Source organism: Spirillospora sp. NPDC049024, assembly GCF_040649235.1.
Taxonomy (GTDB): domain Bacteria; phylum Actinomycetota; class Actinomycetes; order Streptosporangiales; family Streptosporangiaceae; genus Spirillospora.
In genome coordinates, this window is sequence record NZ_JBEZFD010000011.1 from 209064 (window position 1) to 223169 (window position 14106).

12 protein-coding genes are annotated in these 14106 nt (G+C 73.5%); 7 read left to right on the forward strand and 5 right to left on the reverse strand.

Annotated elements, in window-relative coordinates; translation table 11 throughout:
* The first annotated feature begins 101 nt into the window (after positions 1-101).
* A complete protein-coding gene (locus tag AB0C21_RS21960; RefSeq protein ID WP_500206482.1) occupies positions 102-866 on the forward strand; it encodes a TetR/AcrR family transcriptional regulator C-terminal domain-containing protein in 765 nt (254 codons plus the stop codon).
* Positions 867-879: 13 nt separating this feature from the next.
* Here the strand turns inward: AB0C21_RS21960 and AB0C21_RS21965 are convergent, their stop codons facing one another.
* On the reverse strand, positions 880-1710 hold the full coding sequence (locus AB0C21_RS21965; protein ID WP_500206483.1) for a TIGR02452 family protein: 831 nt from the start codon (positions 1708-1710) through the stop codon (positions 880-882).
* Between the two features lie 119 nt (positions 1711-1829).
* On the opposite strand from AB0C21_RS21965, the gene AB0C21_RS21970 reads away from it, so the two are divergent.
* The 3 genes from AB0C21_RS21970 to AB0C21_RS21980 are packed head-to-tail and all read left to right on the forward strand — an operon-like array spanning position 1830 to position 6709.
* Positions 1830-2651, forward strand: coding sequence for a DUF3152 domain-containing protein (locus tag AB0C21_RS21970; RefSeq protein ID WP_500206485.1), 822 nt, complete (start codon positions 1830-1832; stop codon positions 2649-2651).
* Positions 2652-2708: 57 nt separating this feature from the next.
* Positions 2709-4157, forward strand: a complete 1449-nt coding sequence (locus AB0C21_RS21975) for a 3' terminal RNA ribose 2'-O-methyltransferase Hen1 (protein ID WP_500206486.1) — start codon at positions 2709-2711, stop codon at positions 4155-4157.
* A complete protein-coding gene (locus AB0C21_RS21980; RefSeq protein WP_500206488.1) occupies positions 4154-6709 on the forward strand; it encodes a polynucleotide kinase-phosphatase in 2556 nt (851 codons plus the stop codon). Before AB0C21_RS21975 ends, AB0C21_RS21980 begins: the two co-directional genes overlap by 4 nt.
* A 55-nt stretch (positions 6710-6764) precedes the next feature.
* On the opposite strand, the gene AB0C21_RS21985 is transcribed toward AB0C21_RS21980, so the two are convergent.
* From AB0C21_RS21985 to AB0C21_RS22000, 4 genes are all read right to left on the reverse strand, one after another.
* The gene (locus tag AB0C21_RS21985; protein WP_149262329.1) at positions 6765-7031 is read right to left on the reverse strand and encodes a TFIIB-type zinc ribbon-containing protein; all 267 of its coding nucleotides are present in this window, start codon (positions 7029-7031) and stop codon (positions 6765-6767) included.
* 67 nt (positions 7032-7098) lie between these two features.
* Positions 7099-7998 (reverse strand): phosphotransferase family protein, encoded by a 900-nt coding sequence (locus AB0C21_RS21990; RefSeq protein WP_500206489.1) that lies wholly within the window; start codon positions 7996-7998, stop codon positions 7099-7101.
* Positions 7999-8006: 8 nt separating this feature from the next.
* Entirely contained in the window at positions 8007-9740 is a 1734-nt protein-coding gene (locus AB0C21_RS21995; protein ID WP_500206491.1) for an AMP-binding protein, read from the reverse strand.
* Positions 9741-9819: 79 nt separating this feature from the next.
* Positions 9820-10299 (reverse strand): Lrp/AsnC family transcriptional regulator, encoded by a 480-nt coding sequence (locus AB0C21_RS22000; RefSeq protein ID WP_500206493.1) that lies wholly within the window; start codon positions 10297-10299, stop codon positions 9820-9822.
* Positions 10300-10404: 105 nt separating this feature from the next.
* Between AB0C21_RS22000 and AB0C21_RS22005 the strand changes: the two genes are divergently transcribed.
* The 3 genes from AB0C21_RS22005 (at position 10405) to AB0C21_RS22015 (ending at position 14094) form a co-directional block, all read left to right on the forward strand.
* Positions 10405-11607, forward strand: a complete 1203-nt coding sequence (locus AB0C21_RS22005; protein ID WP_500206495.1) for an MFS transporter — start codon at positions 10405-10407, stop codon at positions 11605-11607.
* Between the two features lie 445 nt (positions 11608-12052).
* Positions 12053-13180, forward strand: a complete 1128-nt coding sequence (gene manA, locus AB0C21_RS22010; protein ID WP_500206497.1) for a mannose-6-phosphate isomerase, class I — start codon at positions 12053-12055, stop codon at positions 13178-13180.
* Positions 13177-14094: an ROK family protein gene (locus AB0C21_RS22015; RefSeq protein ID WP_500206499.1), complete on the forward strand. Its 918-nt coding sequence runs from the start codon at positions 13177-13179 to the stop codon at positions 14092-14094. The genes manA and AB0C21_RS22015 overlap by 4 nt, the downstream gene beginning before the upstream one ends.
* Positions 14095-14106: the final 12 nt, after the last annotated feature.

Here is a 14106-nt window from a genome sequence, read left to right on the forward strand (position 1 = left end):
TCAAGTACGATGTTCGTGTTCGAGGAATCCTCTCTGCAATAGAGAAGATATATCGCGATTCGCGATAGTCAAGATGTATCGCGAGATTGGGAGGTCCCGACGTGGCTGGATCCGGCCGAGCCGCACGCCCGGACATGCCGACGCCGCCCGGTCGCCGGCCGCGCAAGCCCGCGCCGGCCAGGCAGCCGCTCACGCAGGAGCTCATCGTCGACACGGCGATCCGCGTCCTGGACGCCGAGGGGCTGGAGGCGGTGACCATGCGCCGGGTCGCCCAGGAGCTCGGCACCGGACCGGCGTCCCTCTACGCGCACGTCTCGGGCAAGGAGGAGCTGCGCGAGCTGATGCTCGACCGGGTGGCGGCCGAGGTCCGGCTCCCCGTCCCGGACCCGGCGCGCTGGCAGGAGCAGCTGAAGGAGCTGGCGTCCGAGATCCGCCGCGTCTACACCTCGCACCGCGACATCGCGATGGTGTCGATGGGCCTCATCCCCACCGGCCCCCACCTGCTGGACATCGCCGAGGCGCAGCTCGCCCTCATGCGCGCCGGAGGCGTCCCGAAGAGGATCGCCGCCATCGCCGTGGACACCCTCGGCATGTTCCTCGACGCCGACGCCATCGAGGACACGGTCTACCACGCCAAGGCCCCCGCGGGGGCGGAGGACCCGTGGGCGCACCTCCACGCGTACATCGAGCAGATCCGGGAGTACTTCGCCGCCCTGCCCAAGGACCGCTACCCCATGATCTCCGAGATGGGGGAGGAGCTCACCTCGGAGGGCGGCGACGAGCGCTTCGAGTTCGGCCTCGACCTGCTCATCCGGGGAATCGCCTCCTACATCGAGGAGCCGTCCCGCCCGGAGGAGGACGGTTAGGCGAGCAGGACGGTCAGGCGAAGACGCGCTGGAAGGCCGTGTGCCTCGGGGCGCCCGCGGCGGTGTCCCACACGGCGAAGACGACGTGCTCGAACCGGCCGGCGAACGCCCCGCCCGGACGCAGCGCCTCGGCGAACACCTCGGCGACCTCGGCCGGGTCGTTGCGGAACACTCCGCAGCCCCACGCGCCGAGGACGAGCCGGGAGTGCCCGTTGGCGAGCGCCACGGCGAGCACCTTGCGAGCGCGCAGCCGCAGCACCGCGGGGACCTGCTCGGCCTTGGCGGCGTCCCGGATCGCGCCGCGGTTCGGGGCGGGCGAGGTCAGGAACGTCACGCCGTACGGCTCCTCCAGCAGCCGCCCGGAGTCGTCCCGGAACACCGGCACGTCCGGCGAGTAGATCATGTGGTCGCTGTAGAGGAGGTCTCCCTGCGCGCGGTGGAAGTCGTAGTACTCCCTGGCCGAGCGCAGCGACCTGTACAGGCCCGACGAGCGGGCCAGCCCTTCCTCCTGGGCGTGCGCCCCGTTCAGGAACCCGCCGCCCGGGTTCTTCGCGGAGGCGAAGTTGAGCGCGAACGGCGTCGTCCCCGGGGCGCACAGGCGCCGCGCGGCGGCGAGCGTCGTCTCGCCGGTGACCTCGATGAGGGTCTCGCGGCCGCCGCGGGACGCGGGGAGGTTCTTGAGAAGCGTGTCCAGCTCTCCCGGGCGGTACAGGACGGTGCCTTGGACGGCGCGGGCGAGGTCGTCGGCGATCGAGACGGTGCGCCCGGAGGGGGCCGTGTAGTCGCCGCGTTCGAGGACGGCCACGGTCTCCTGCGCGGTCGTCCGGCGGGGATGTCTGCTCATGTCGCCTTGGATTCTGCTGGCCCGGGAAACCCGGTCGCAAACCCTTTAAAGATCATTTCTGGCATGCTGGGCCGACGATGCAGCGGACCAGAGCGCGTACCGGCGGATCCGGCAGGGGGATGCCCGACCTGGATGCGGAGTTCGAGCGGGCGCGCCGGGGCCGGGTGTACGGGCTGGTCGCGGCGGTCGTGGCGCTCGTGCTGGTGATCGGGGCCGGCGGGGCGCTCGCCTGGTACCTGCGGCCGAGTTCCGGAGTGTCCGGTGCGACGTCCCCCAGGAGCGGCGAAGGGGAGGCGCGGGGGCAGGGAAGCCAGGCCAGGGTTGAGACGGAGCCGTCCTCCCCGCCCATCGTCAAGCCCAAGCGCCCCCCGTACATCCCCGCCAACGGGACCGGGAGGTTCACCCGTCCCACCTCAAGCGGCAGGGTCCACGGGCACGGCAAGCTCATGCGCTACATGGTCGAAGTAGAGGGCGGTCTACGGCAGGACCCTGCGGCCTTCGCGCGAAGCGTGGACGCCATTCTGGCGGACCCCAAGGGATGGACCGCAGGCGGGCGGTGGGCCTTCAAGCGCGTCAGCTCGGGCCCGTACGACTTCGTGGTGAAACTGGCCTCGCCCGGCACCGTCGACAAGATCTGCGGCGCCTACGGCATGACGACCGAGGGCAAGGTGAACTGCAGCGCGGGCAAGCAGGTCGTCGTCAACCTGAAGCGCTGGCTGTTGCTCACCACCTACTACCGCGGCCGGCCGGAGCACTACCACGCGCTGACCATCAACCACGAGGTCGGTCACCGGCTCGGGTTCGGCCACATGACGTGCGCGGGGCCCGGCCGTCTCGCGCCGGTCATGCAGCAGCAGATCTTCGGGCTGAAGGGCTGCCGGATCAACGGCTGGCCCTACGACGGCAAGCGCCGGTTCGTGAAAGGCCCCTCGGTGCCCTGAGCCCGCGCCGCCAGAAAATCAATGGGGGTGTCCGGTGCGTTCAGCCACACTTGGGGCGTGCTTCTGACGATCACCACGACCATGAGCCAGGCGACCGACCTGGGCTTCCTCCTGCACAAGCATCCGGGCCGGGTGCAGCGCTTCGAGCAGTCCTACGGCACGGCGCACGTCTTCTACCCCGACGTGGAGGAGCAGCGCTGCACGGCGGCCCTGCTGCTGGACGTCGACCCGGTCGAGCTCGTGCGCACGCGCGGCAGAGGCACGCCGGACTTCTCACTCGGCCAGTACGTGAACGACCGCCCGTACGCGGCGTCGTCGCTTCTGGCGTCGGCCATGGCGAACGTCTTCCGCACCGCCATGCGCGGCCGCTGCGACCTGCGCCCCGAACTCGCGGAGACGCCGATCCCGCTGGAGATCGTCCTTCCGGCCCTGCCGTGCAGGGGCGGCCCCGGCCAGGCGGAGCGCTTCTTCGCCCCGCTCGGCTGGGACGTGTCGGCCGTGCCCGTCCCGCTCGACCCGGACTTCCCCGACTGGGGCGACTCCCGGTACGTGACGCTCACGCTGACCGGGACGCTGCGCCTCGCCGACGCCCTCAACCAGCTCTACGTGCTGCTCCCCGTTCTGGACGACGCCAAGCACTACTGGATGGCGCCCGACGAGGTCGACAAGCTCATCCGGGCGGGGGAGGGCTGGCTGGCCGCGCATCCCGACCGCGGTTCCATCACCCGCCGCTACCTGGCGAACCGGCGAGCCCTCGTCCGGAGCGCGCTCGGGCGTCTCGCCGACGCCGAGGACGCGCCCGACGAGGAACTCGACCCGATCGAGGTCGAGGAGGAGGCCCCCGCCGAGGAGGGCCAGGAAGAGGCGGCGCCGGAGGACGCGCCCGTCCCGCTCTCGGAACTGCGCCTCCGGTCGGTGGAGCAGGCGCTGCGGGACGAGAACGCCCGCCGGGTCATCGACCTCGGCTGCGGGTCCGGGAAGCTGCTGGCCCGGCTGGCCAAGGACGAGTTCTTCAGCGAGCTCTCCGGATCGGACGTCTCGTACCGCGCGCTCGGCCACGCCTCGCGGCGCCTGCGCCTGGACAAACGATCGGGCCTGGACAAGCAGCCGCACCGCGAGAGCGCCCGCGTCCGGGAGGTCTTCCAGGGGGCGCTGACCTACGCGGACGAACGGTTCCGCGGCTACGAGGCGGCCGTGCTGATGGAGGTCATCGAGCACGTCGACCCGCCGCGCCTCACCGCCGTCGAGCGGGTCGTGTTCGGCCACGCCGCGCCCCGCGTGGTGGTCGTGACGACGCCGAACGCCGAGCACAACGTCCGCTACGAGGGGCTGGCGCCCGGGGCGATGCGCCACCCCGACCACCGCTTCGAATGGACGCGGGCCGAGTTCCGCGCCTGGGCGGACCGGGTCGCCGCCGAGCACGGCTACCGCGTCCGCCACGTGCCCGTCGGCGACGACGACCCCGAGGTCGGCGCGCCGACGCAGATGGGAGTGTTCACCCGATGACCGAGATCAAGGTCCCCGAGATGGGGCTCGTCGTGCTCGTCGGCGTGTCCGGGTCGGGCAAGTCGCACTTCGCGCGCAAGCACTTCAAGCCGACCCAGGTGGTGTCCTCGGACTTCTGCCGCGGGGTCGTGTCGGACGACGAGAACGACCAGTCGGCCACCGGCGACGCGTTCGACCTGCTCCACTACATCGTGGGCAAGCGGCTGCGGCGCGGCCTGCTGACCGTGGTGGACGCGACCAACGTGCAGAGCAAGGCGCGCGAGTCGCTGCTGCGGCTGGCCAGGGAGCACGACGTCCTGTCGGTCGCGATCGTGCTGGACGTCCCCGAGAGCCTCGCCGCCGAGCGCAACGCCGGGCGGCCGGACCGCGACCTCGCCCCGCACGTCATCCCGCGCCAGCGGCGCGAGCTGAGGCGCGGCATGCGGTCGCTGGGCCGCGAGTTCCGCCGCGTCCACCTCCTGACCGGCCCGGAGGAGATCGACGCCGCGACGATCCGGTACGAGAAGGCGTGGAACGACCGGCGCGAGCTGACCGGCCCGTTCGACGTCATCGGCGACGTGCACGGCTGCCGCGCGGAGCTGGAGGACCTCCTCGCCGGCCTCGGCTACGAGATCCTCAGGGACGCGCAGGGCCGCGCGGTGGGGGCGAACCACCCCGGCGGGCGGTCCGCCGTCTTCGTCGGCGACCTGGTCGACCGCGGGCCCGACACACCGGGTGTGCTGCGCCTGGTGATGGGGATGGTGGCCGCCGGCGACGCCCTCTGCGTCTCGGGCAACCACGAGGCGAAGCTCGTCCGCGCGCTGCGCGGGCGCAAGGTGCGCACCGCGCACGGGCTCGCCGAGTCGCTGGAGCAGCTCGCCGCCGAGGACGAGGGCTTCCGCGACGACGCGCTGCGGTTCATGGACGGCCTCATCGCCCACTACGTCCTGGACGGGGGCCGCCTCGTCGTGGCCCACGCCGGGCTCAAGGAGGACTACCACGGCCGCGCGTCCGGACGGGTCCGCTCGTTCGCGCTCTACGGCGACACCACCGGGGAGACCGACGAGTACGGGCTGCCCGTGCGGTACCCGTGGGCGCGCGACTACCGGGGCAAGGCGATGGTCGTGTACGGGCACACGCCCGTCCCGGAGGCGGAATGGGTGAACAACACCATCTGCCTGGACACCGGCGCGGTGTTCGGCGGGAAGCTGACGGCGCTGCGGTATCCGGAGCGCGAGCTGGTGTCGGTTCCGGCGCGGCAGGTCTGGTACGAGCCGACGCGTCCGCTGGAGGCGCCGGCCGCGGGCAGCGCGGGCGGTCACCGGGAGAACGACGTCCTCAACATCGGGGACGTCCTCGGGAACCAGGGCGTCGAGACCCGCCTGATGGGCCGCGTCTCCGTCCGGGAGGAGAACGCGCTGGCCGCGCTGGAGGTGATGAGCCGGTTCGCCGTCGACCCGCGCTGGCTCGTCTACCTGCCGCCCACCATGGCCCCCGCCGAGACGTCGTCGCTGCCGGGTTACCTGGAGCACCCGGCCGAGGCCCTCGCCGCGTACCGGGAGAAGGGCGTCCTGCGCACGGTGTGCGAGGAGAAGCACATGGGCTCGCGCGCCGTGGCGGTCGTGTGCCGCGACGCCTCGGTGGCCGCGGAGCGCTTCGGCGTGGCCGACGGGACGACCGGCGCCGTCTACACCCGCACCGGGCGCTCCTTCTTCCGCGACCCGTCCCGAACCGGCGAGGTGCTCGACCGGCTCCGCGCCGCCATCGGCGCCGCGGGGCTGTGGGACGAGCTGGAGACCGGATGGCTCGTCCTCGACGGCGAGCTGCTGCCGTGGTCGGCGAAGGCGATGGACCTCATCCGCACGCAGTACGCGGCGACCGGCGCGGCGGCCTGCGCCGCCCTGCCGGTGGCGGCCGATGTGCTGGCACGGGCGGAGGGGCGCGGCCTCGACGTCGGCGACCTGCGCGAGCACATCGACCGGCGGGCCGCGAACGCGTTCCGGTTCCGCGACGCGTACGCGCGCTACTGCTGGACGGTGGACGGGCTGACCGGCCTGCGCTACGCGCCGTTCCAGGTCCTCGCCGGGGAAGGCCGCGTCTGGGCGGGCCTGCGCGACCACGAGTGGCACATGGCCGTCGCCGGGCGGCTCGCGGAGAGCGACGCGAGCGGGCTCGTCCGGCGGACGGGTGCGATGACCGTCGACCTGGGGTCGCCGGAGTCGGAGGCCGCGGCCACCGAGTGGTGGGAGAAGCTCACCGCGGCGGGCGGCGAGGGCATGGTCGTCAAGCCGCTGGGGCCGCTCCCGGAGGGCGTCAAGGTCCAGCCCGGGATCAAGTGCCGCGGCCCGGAGTACCTGCGCATCATCTACGGGCCCGACTACCGCGAGCCGAGGCACCTCGACCGGCTGCGCCGCCGGTCGCTCGGGCGCAAGCGGTCCCTGGCGATGCGGGAGCACGCGCTCGGCGCCGAGGCCCTCGACCGGCTCGCGGGCGGGGAGCCGCTGTGGCGCGTCCACCAGGCGGTCTTCGCCGTCCTGGCGCTGGAGTCCGAGCCGGTGGACCCGCGCCTCTGACCGGTCGTGCGCAAGCCACGGCCCGCCTCACCCGGGGCGGGCCGCGGCCGCCCGGTCAGGTGGAGAAGAGCATGTGGAACACGCCGCCGTGGTGCGGGCGGTGGTGCCCGCCGTGGTGATGGTGGTGGACCGCCGGCGCGGGCGCTCCCCACCCGGGCGCCGAGGCGGGCGGAGGCGCCGCGCGGTACTGCGACTCCATCTGGGCCAAAGCCTCCAGCTCGCCGTAGTCGAGGAAGATGCCCCGGCAGCTGTCACATTGCTCGATGTGGACGCCGCTGCGGGTGTAGGTCCGCATCACGCCACGACACTTAGGGCAGTGCATCGCCTTGTCGTCCTTCCGGTATGGATCCCCAGGTAGAGGCTAAATGTAGGGCAGGTTCCGCGCCACGTCATGCCGCGTCCCCCGCCGCGGATATTCTCACGCAGGCGTCGACCATCGCCTGCTCCGCACCGTCGAGTGCACGCTCTTCCCTCCCCGCGGATATGACGCACGTGGCGGCGATCTGGATCGCAAGACTTCGGGCGGGAACGTCCAGGGCCGCCCACGGATTGCCCTGCGCGGGGACGGCCGGGCCGCCGGCCTCCCTGTACGCGCCCAGGAAAAGCTCCCATTCGTGCGGGGAGAGGACCCCGCCGGAATAGAGCGCCGCGGGACGCGCGAGGTCCCATGCGGGGTCGCCCATGCCGAGGTCCTCGATGTCGATGAGCCGCCATCGCCCGCCCGGCGCGCGGACCATCTGCCCCAGATGCCAGTCGCCGTGGATGAGGCGCCGGCCGCGGCCCGGGGGCTCGTCCTCCTCGCCGCGTATCCAGGCGGGCAGGGTGGCGAACGCCCGGCGCACCGCGTCCTCGGCGGGGCCGTCCTCCAGGCGGGAGACCAGGCGGGCCACCCGCGTCGGACGTCCCCACACCGGTGCGTCGGCAGGGACGGGCGCCGAGTGGAGGCCCGCCAAGAGCCGGGCGCCTTCCTCCCAGGGGAGTTCCCCGGACGGGTCCACGGGCTCACCGAACATGGCGAGCGTGACCGTGCGGCCGTCCACGCTCAGCGGGGGCCCCAAGGGCCCGAGGATCAGATCCGGAAGCGTGCCCGCCAAGCGGACCCGGTGGAGGAACGCGTCTCCGTGGTCCCGGTCGGCCTGGTGCGCCTTCACCACCACGTCACCGACGCGCACCACGAGGACACCGTGCCGGTCGTAGAGGGTCTCCGGCTCCCCGTCCTCCGCGCCTTGGCGGCGGCCGATCTGAACGAGCCGTGTGAAGAGCTCCGACTGGACGGTCCCGGTGTGCACCCGACCAGTCAACCACTCCGTGCGGGGCCCATCCGCTCCGCGGCCGAGGCGGCGAACTCGTCCCGCAGCCGCTGCCGGACGACTTTGCCCAGCATGTTCCGGGGCAGCTCCGTCCGGGGGAGGAACTCGGAGGGCACCTTGTAGTGCGACAGGAAGCGCTCGCAATGCCGGCGCAGCTCGTCCTCGGAGAAGGGGTAGGCGGGGTGTTCGACCACGTGGGCGATGATGCGCTCGCCGCGCCGCGCGTCCGGGACGCCGACCACGGCGCAGTCGTGCACGGCGGGATGGCGGCGCAGCACCTTCTCCACCTCGGACGGGGACACGGTGAAGCCGCTCACCTTGATCATGTCCCGCTGGCGGTCCACGATGGTGATGAAACCCTTCTCGTCCATCACCCCGATGTCACCCGTGCGGAGCCAGCCCTTCGACAGGGTCTGCGCCGTGGCGAGGGGCGCGTTCCAGTAGCCCGCGAACACCTGCGGGCCGCGCACGACGACCTCGCCCGTCCCGCCCGGCGGCAGGACCTTGGTCGGCTCGTCCTGGTCGACGATGACGACGTCGGTCATGGGCAGCGGCAGCCCGACCGTGAGGTTGCGCGCCCCGCCCCCCAGCGGGTTGCCCGTGACGGCCGGGGACGCCTCGGTGAGCCCGTAGCAGTTGATGAGCCCCCTGGCCCCGACCTTCTCGAGCCGGTCGATCGTGCTCTGCGTCAGCCCCATCGCGCCGGAGATGAAGATGCGCAGCGAGCGCAGGTCGTCCGGCCGGAACCCCGGGCTGTCGAGCACCTGCGCGTACAGGGTCGGCACCCCGGGGAAGATGGTCGGCCGGTACTTGCGGATCGCCCGGAGCACGCGGTCGCCGTCGTAGCGGGGGAGCAGCACCACGGCCCCGGCCGTCATCACGGGCGCGACGAGGCAGCTCATCAGCCCGAACGAGTGGAACAGCGGCAGCACCGCCAGGGTCACGTCCTCGCCGGGGCGCCCGTCGAGGTCCCACGCGTGCTGCTGGCAGGCGTTGGCGACGAGGTTCCGGTGCGTCAGCATCGCGCCCTTGGGACGCCCCTCCGTCCCGCCGGTGTACTGGATGGCGGCCAGGTGCCGCGACGGCTCCAAGGGCAGTTGCCGGACGCGGCGCGCGGGCGGCCTCTGCAACTCCTTGAACGGGACGAGGCCGGGGTCGTGCGGCACGTCCGCGGAGATTGCCGCGCGCCGCCGCTGCGCCTGGACGAGCGGGAGCCGCAGGGCGATCCGCTTCGCGGCCGGAAGGAAGTCGACCAGAGACGTCACGACGATGTGCTCCAGCCCCAGCCGGGACCGCACGGCCTTCACCGTCTTGTAGGAACGATCCAGCACGACCGCGACGCGCGCGCCGCAGTCGGCGAGCTGCCGGAGCATCTCCTCCTCGGTGTAGAGGGGGTTGTGCTGCACCGCGACGGCCCCCCTGCGCAGCACGCCGTAGAACGCGATGACCAGCTGCGGGCAGTTCGGCAGGATCAGCGCGACCCGGTCGCCGGGCTGCACGCCCAGCCGGTGCAGCCCGTCGGCGAAGCGGTCCGCGGCCTCGCGCAGCTCGCGGTAGGAGATCCGCCGCCCGAAGAAGATCAGCGCGGGCCTGCGCGGGTACCGGTCCGCGGCATCGTCGAGCAGCCGTGTGACGGGGACGTCCGGGATGTCGAGCTTCCAGGGGACGCCCCGCTGATACCACTGCCGCCAGGGCGAAGAGCGCAGTGACGAGTGCCACATAACGCCCGATTGAATCATCTTCGGCCCCGTGCGCGCCGCGAAGCGAGGTGAACACGGGCGGGCGATCGGGTCCGCCGGGTCAGCGGGTCCAGCCCTCCGACCGCGTGACCGCGCGGGTCTCGGGGGCGGGGGGTTCCACCGCGCGGCCCTCGTAGGCGGTCGACAGGACGATGTGCGAGTTCATCTCGCCGTGCTCGCCGAGGCGCTCCAGGAGCCCCTCCATGTGCTGCATCGACGCGACGCGCACCTTCAGCATCGAGCACCAGCTGCCGCTCAGCTTGTGGACCTCGGTGACCTCGGGCAGGTCCTCGGCGGCGGACGTCTTGAGCAGGCAGCGGCCGTGGGCGCAGCGCATCTGCACGAAGGCGGTCAGCGGCTGGCCGACCCTGGCCGGGTCGACGCGCGCCCGGTAGCCGATGATCACGCCGGACTCCTCGAGGCGCCGCACCCGCTCGGCGACCGCGGGGGGCGACAGGTTCACCAGGGACGCCAGCCGGTTGAACGACAGGCGGCCGTCCCGCTGCAGCTCGGCGAGGATGCTCCAGTCGGTCTGATCCATCTTGAAAGTCCCTTCCCGCATCTGCTTTGCAAACTACAAGCAGAATGGGCCGAATGCCAGTGATCATCCATTCCATCCGGGCATGGGCATTTCTAGCGTTAAAGCATGGAGAAGCGATCCCGCCCGATGGCGGCCCTCTGCTCGGGCACCGCACTGATGAACGCGGCCATGGCCGCGGCGAGCGCCACCGCGACGCTGGTCGCCGCCGACCGGCTCGGCGCCGCATGGGGAGGCGTGCCGAACACGGTCGGCATCGTCGGGACGGGCATCGGCGCCCTGGCGCTCACCCGGCTCGTACGGGCGAGCCGGCGGCGCGCCTTCGTGCTCGGCTACGCCGCGGCGGCGGCGGGCGCCTGCCTGGCCGCCCTGGCGGTCGCGAACGGCGACGTCGTGGGGCTGTGCCTCGGAATGCTGCTGCTCGGCCTCGGCAACGCGGGCGCCCAGCTCTCCCGGTACGCGGCGGCCGACCTGCACCCCGCGGGACGGCGCGGCTTCGCCATCGGGCTCGTGGTGTGGTGCGCGGCGGCCGGGGCGGTCGGCGGGCCGCTGCTGCTCGACCCGTCCGGCGCGGCGGCCGCGGGCGCCGGCCTTCCCCCGTTCACCGGCCCGTTCCTGCTGGCCGTCCTTACCTGCGCGCTCGCCGCCGCGGCGGCCACCGGCGGGCCGGGCGGCCGGGCGGGAGCGCAGGGCTCGCCGCCGCCGCTGCGCAGGCTGGCCCAGACCCCGGCCGCCCGCTCCGCGCTCGTGGTGATGGTCACCGCGCAGGTCGTGATGGTCGCCGTCATGACGGCCGCGCCGCTGGACATGCACATGCACGGCGACGGGCTCGGCGCGGTCGGCATGACGCTGGCCGCGCACACGCTCGGCATGTTCGCCCTGTCACCGGTGACGGGGCGGATGGCCGACCGGTACGGTGCGCGGCCCGTGATCCTCGCGGGCCTGGCCACCCTGGCCCTGTCCACGGCGCTCGCGGCGGTCGCGTCCGGATCCCAGGGGCGCGTCGCGGCGCTCTTCCTGCTCGGCTACGGGTGGAACCTCTGCTTCGTCGGCGGCAGCGCCCGCCTCGCCCGCGACCTGCCGGAGCCGGAGCGCCCGCACGTCGAGGGCGCCGTCGACGCGGCCGTCTGGATGGTCGCAGCGGCCGCGAGCCTGCTGTCGACGGCCGTCCTGTCGGCGGGCGGGTACGCCGCCCTGGCCTGGGCGTCCTGCGCCGGGGCGGTCGCCGTCGCGCTGGGCCAGGCCCGGCGCCGCGCGCCCGAGGCGGTGCCGGTGCCGGCGCCGGTCGAGCCGGAGATCCGGCGGCGGTGATCCGGCGGCGGTGATCCGGCGGCGGTGATCCGGCGGCGGTGATCCGGCGGCGGTGATCCGGCGGCGGTGATCCGGCGGCGGTGACCCGGCGGCGGTGACCCGGCGGCGGTGACCCGGCGTCAGATGCGGCCGGTGCCCCGGCACACGTTGCACCGCTCATGGGTGGCGGTACTGGTGCCGGTCCCGTTGCAGCCGGGGCACGACCGCGTCGCCGGTTTGTTGTGCTTACCCACGTCCACCACCCCCTGGGGCTCATCCTAAAGGCTCGCCCGATCGCACACCGGGCCCGCTTATGAGTTCGCTGAGAGGACCCTCCAGGTTCACTCGAAAACGGCGGCGCGGCCGACCGAGCCGCGTTCGCCTCGCCCCTCGGCGCTTGTACGCTGTCCCTCACGCGCGCCGTCGTCCGGTCACGGTGCCCCGAGCAAGGAGATCGCGCAGGTTGGTGCCATTGCCGCTGACCACCGCGATCCGTCCCTACGACTGGGGATCGCGGACCGCGCTGCCCGAACTGCTCGGCGTCGAGCCGACCGGGCGCCCGCAGGCCGAGCTGTGGGCGGGCGCGCATCCCGCCGCCCCGTCCCGTGTGGACGGGACGCCTCTCGGCGCCCTCATCGACCGCGACCCGGTCGGGATGCTGGGCGCCGCGTGCGTGGACCGGTTCGGCCCCACGCTGCCGTACCTGCTCAAGGTGCTGGCCGTCGAGCGGCCGCTGTCGCTCCAGGTGCACCCGACCGCGGCGCAGGCCGAGGCAGGGTTCGCCCAGGAGGAGGCGCAGGGCATCCCCGCCGACGACCCCACCCGCACCTACAAGGACCCCTTCCACAAGCCCGAGATGGTCTGCGCCCTCACCGAGTTCCACGGCCTCTGCGGATTCCGCGACCCCGCCGAGACCGCCGACCTGCTCGAAGACCTGAAGGTCCCCGAACTGGACCCGTGGATCGGAACGCTCCGCACCGCGCCGCCCGCCGAGGCGCTCCGAACCGTCCTCACCCAGATGCTCGACGCGCGTTCCAGGGCCGTCCAGGACGCGGTCGAACCGGCCCTGACCGGCGTCTACGCCGACATCGCCCGCGCCCACCCCGGCGATCCCGGGGTCCTCGCCGCGCTCCTGCTCGACCACGTCCGGCTCAAGCCCGGCGAGGCCCTCTTCCTGGGCGCCGGAGTGCCCCACTCCTACCTCGGCGGCCTCGCGATCGAGGTCATGGCGAACTCCGACAACGTGGTGCGCTGCGGGCTCACCGGCAAGCACATCGACGTCCCCGAACTGATGCGCGTGGTCGAGTTCGCGCCGTCCAAGCCGCACCGCGTCGAGCCCACGGCCGACCGCCGGTACCGGACGGCCGCCGAGGAGTTCACCCTCGTCCGCCACGACCTCACGGAAACCCCCGAAGCCCTGCCCGCCGGCCTCCCGCAGACGCTCCTCTGCCTGGAGGGCGAGGCCCGCCTCACCGCCGACCCGGCCCTGGTCCTCACCCGCGGCCAGGCCGCCTTCATCCCCGCCGGCGCCCCCGCCGCCCGCCTCACCGGACACGGCACGCTCTACCGCGCGCTCCCGGGGATCGGATCATGACCGTCCTCGCCCTCGACATCGGCGGCACCAAGTTCGCCGTGGCCCGCGTCGACGCCGCCGGGAAGCTCCTCGACCGCGCCGAGCACCCCGTCGGCCAGGCGCCCACCGCCACCCTCCGCGGCCTCGTCGCCGACTTCGCCGGCCCGGGGCTGACCGGCGTCGGCATCGGCTCGGCGGGCCCGATCGACACCGAGGCCGGCACGGTCAGCCCGATCAACATCCCCCGCTGGCGCGGCTACCCGCTCGTCGCGGCCGTGCAGCGCCTCGTCCCCGGCGTCCCGGTCACCCTCGCGGGCGACGCCCAGTGCATGGCGCTCGGCGAGTGGTGGCGCGGCGGGCACGAGTGCGACTCCCTGCTCGGCATGGTCGTGTCGACGGGCGTCGGCGGCGGTCTCGTCATCGACGGCCGCCCCTGGACGGGGCGCACCGGCAACGCGGGCCACATCGGCCACGTCATCGTCGACCTCGACGGCGAGCCCTGCGTCTGCGGCGCCCGCGGCTGCCTGGAGACGATCGCCGGCGGCCCCAGCATGGTCCGCTGGGCCCTCGCCCAGGGCTGGACGCTCGCCCCCGCGACGGGCCGCCCCGACGCCCGGGCCCTGGCCGCCGCCGCCCGCGCCGGCGCCCCGATCCCGCTCGCGGCCTTCCACCGCGCCGCCGGCGCCCTCGCCACCGCGATCCTCAACACCGCCTCCGTCCTCGACATCCGCGACGTCGTCATCGGCGGCGGCGTGGCGGCCGCGGGCGACCTGCTCCTCGACCCGCTGCGCACCGCGATCGGCGTCCGGGCGGGCATGCCGCACCTGCGCGACCTGCGCGTCTCCTCCACCGCCCTGGACCGCGACGCCGGCCTCTACGGCGCCGCGGCCCTCGCCCTCCTCGCCTCCGGCGAACCCCTCCGCCCCACCCTGTGACCCCGACCGCCG

Bases quoted from the DNA above. Each gene is read 5' to 3' on its own strand.
- AB0C21_RS21985 (WP_149262329.1), bottom strand. From the start codon at position 7,031: ATGCACTGCCCTAAGTGTCGTGGCGTGATGCGGACCTACACCCGCAGC.
- AB0C21_RS21965 (WP_500206483.1), bottom strand. From the start codon at position 1,710: ATGAGCAGACATCCCCGCCGGACGACCGCGCAGGAGACCGTGGCCGTC.
- AB0C21_RS21970 (WP_500206485.1), top strand. From the start codon at position 1,830: ATGCCCGACCTGGATGCGGAGTTCGAGCGGGCGCGCCGGGGCCGGGTG.
- AB0C21_RS21995 (WP_500206491.1), bottom strand. From the start codon at position 9,740: ATGTGGCACTCGTCACTGCGCTCTTCGCCCTGGCGGCAGTGGTATCAG.
- AB0C21_RS22005 (WP_500206495.1), top strand. From the start codon at position 10,405: ATGGAGAAGCGATCCCGCCCGATGGCGGCCCTCTGCTCGGGCACCGCA.
- AB0C21_RS21980 (WP_500206488.1), top strand. From the start codon at position 4,154: ATGACCGAGATCAAGGTCCCCGAGATGGGGCTCGTCGTGCTCGTCGGC.
- AB0C21_RS22015 (WP_500206499.1), top strand. From the start codon at position 13,177: ATGACCGTCCTCGCCCTCGACATCGGCGGCACCAAGTTCGCCGTGGCC.
- AB0C21_RS22000 (WP_500206493.1), bottom strand. From the start codon at position 10,299: ATGGATCAGACCGACTGGAGCATCCTCGCCGAGCTGCAGCGGGACGGC.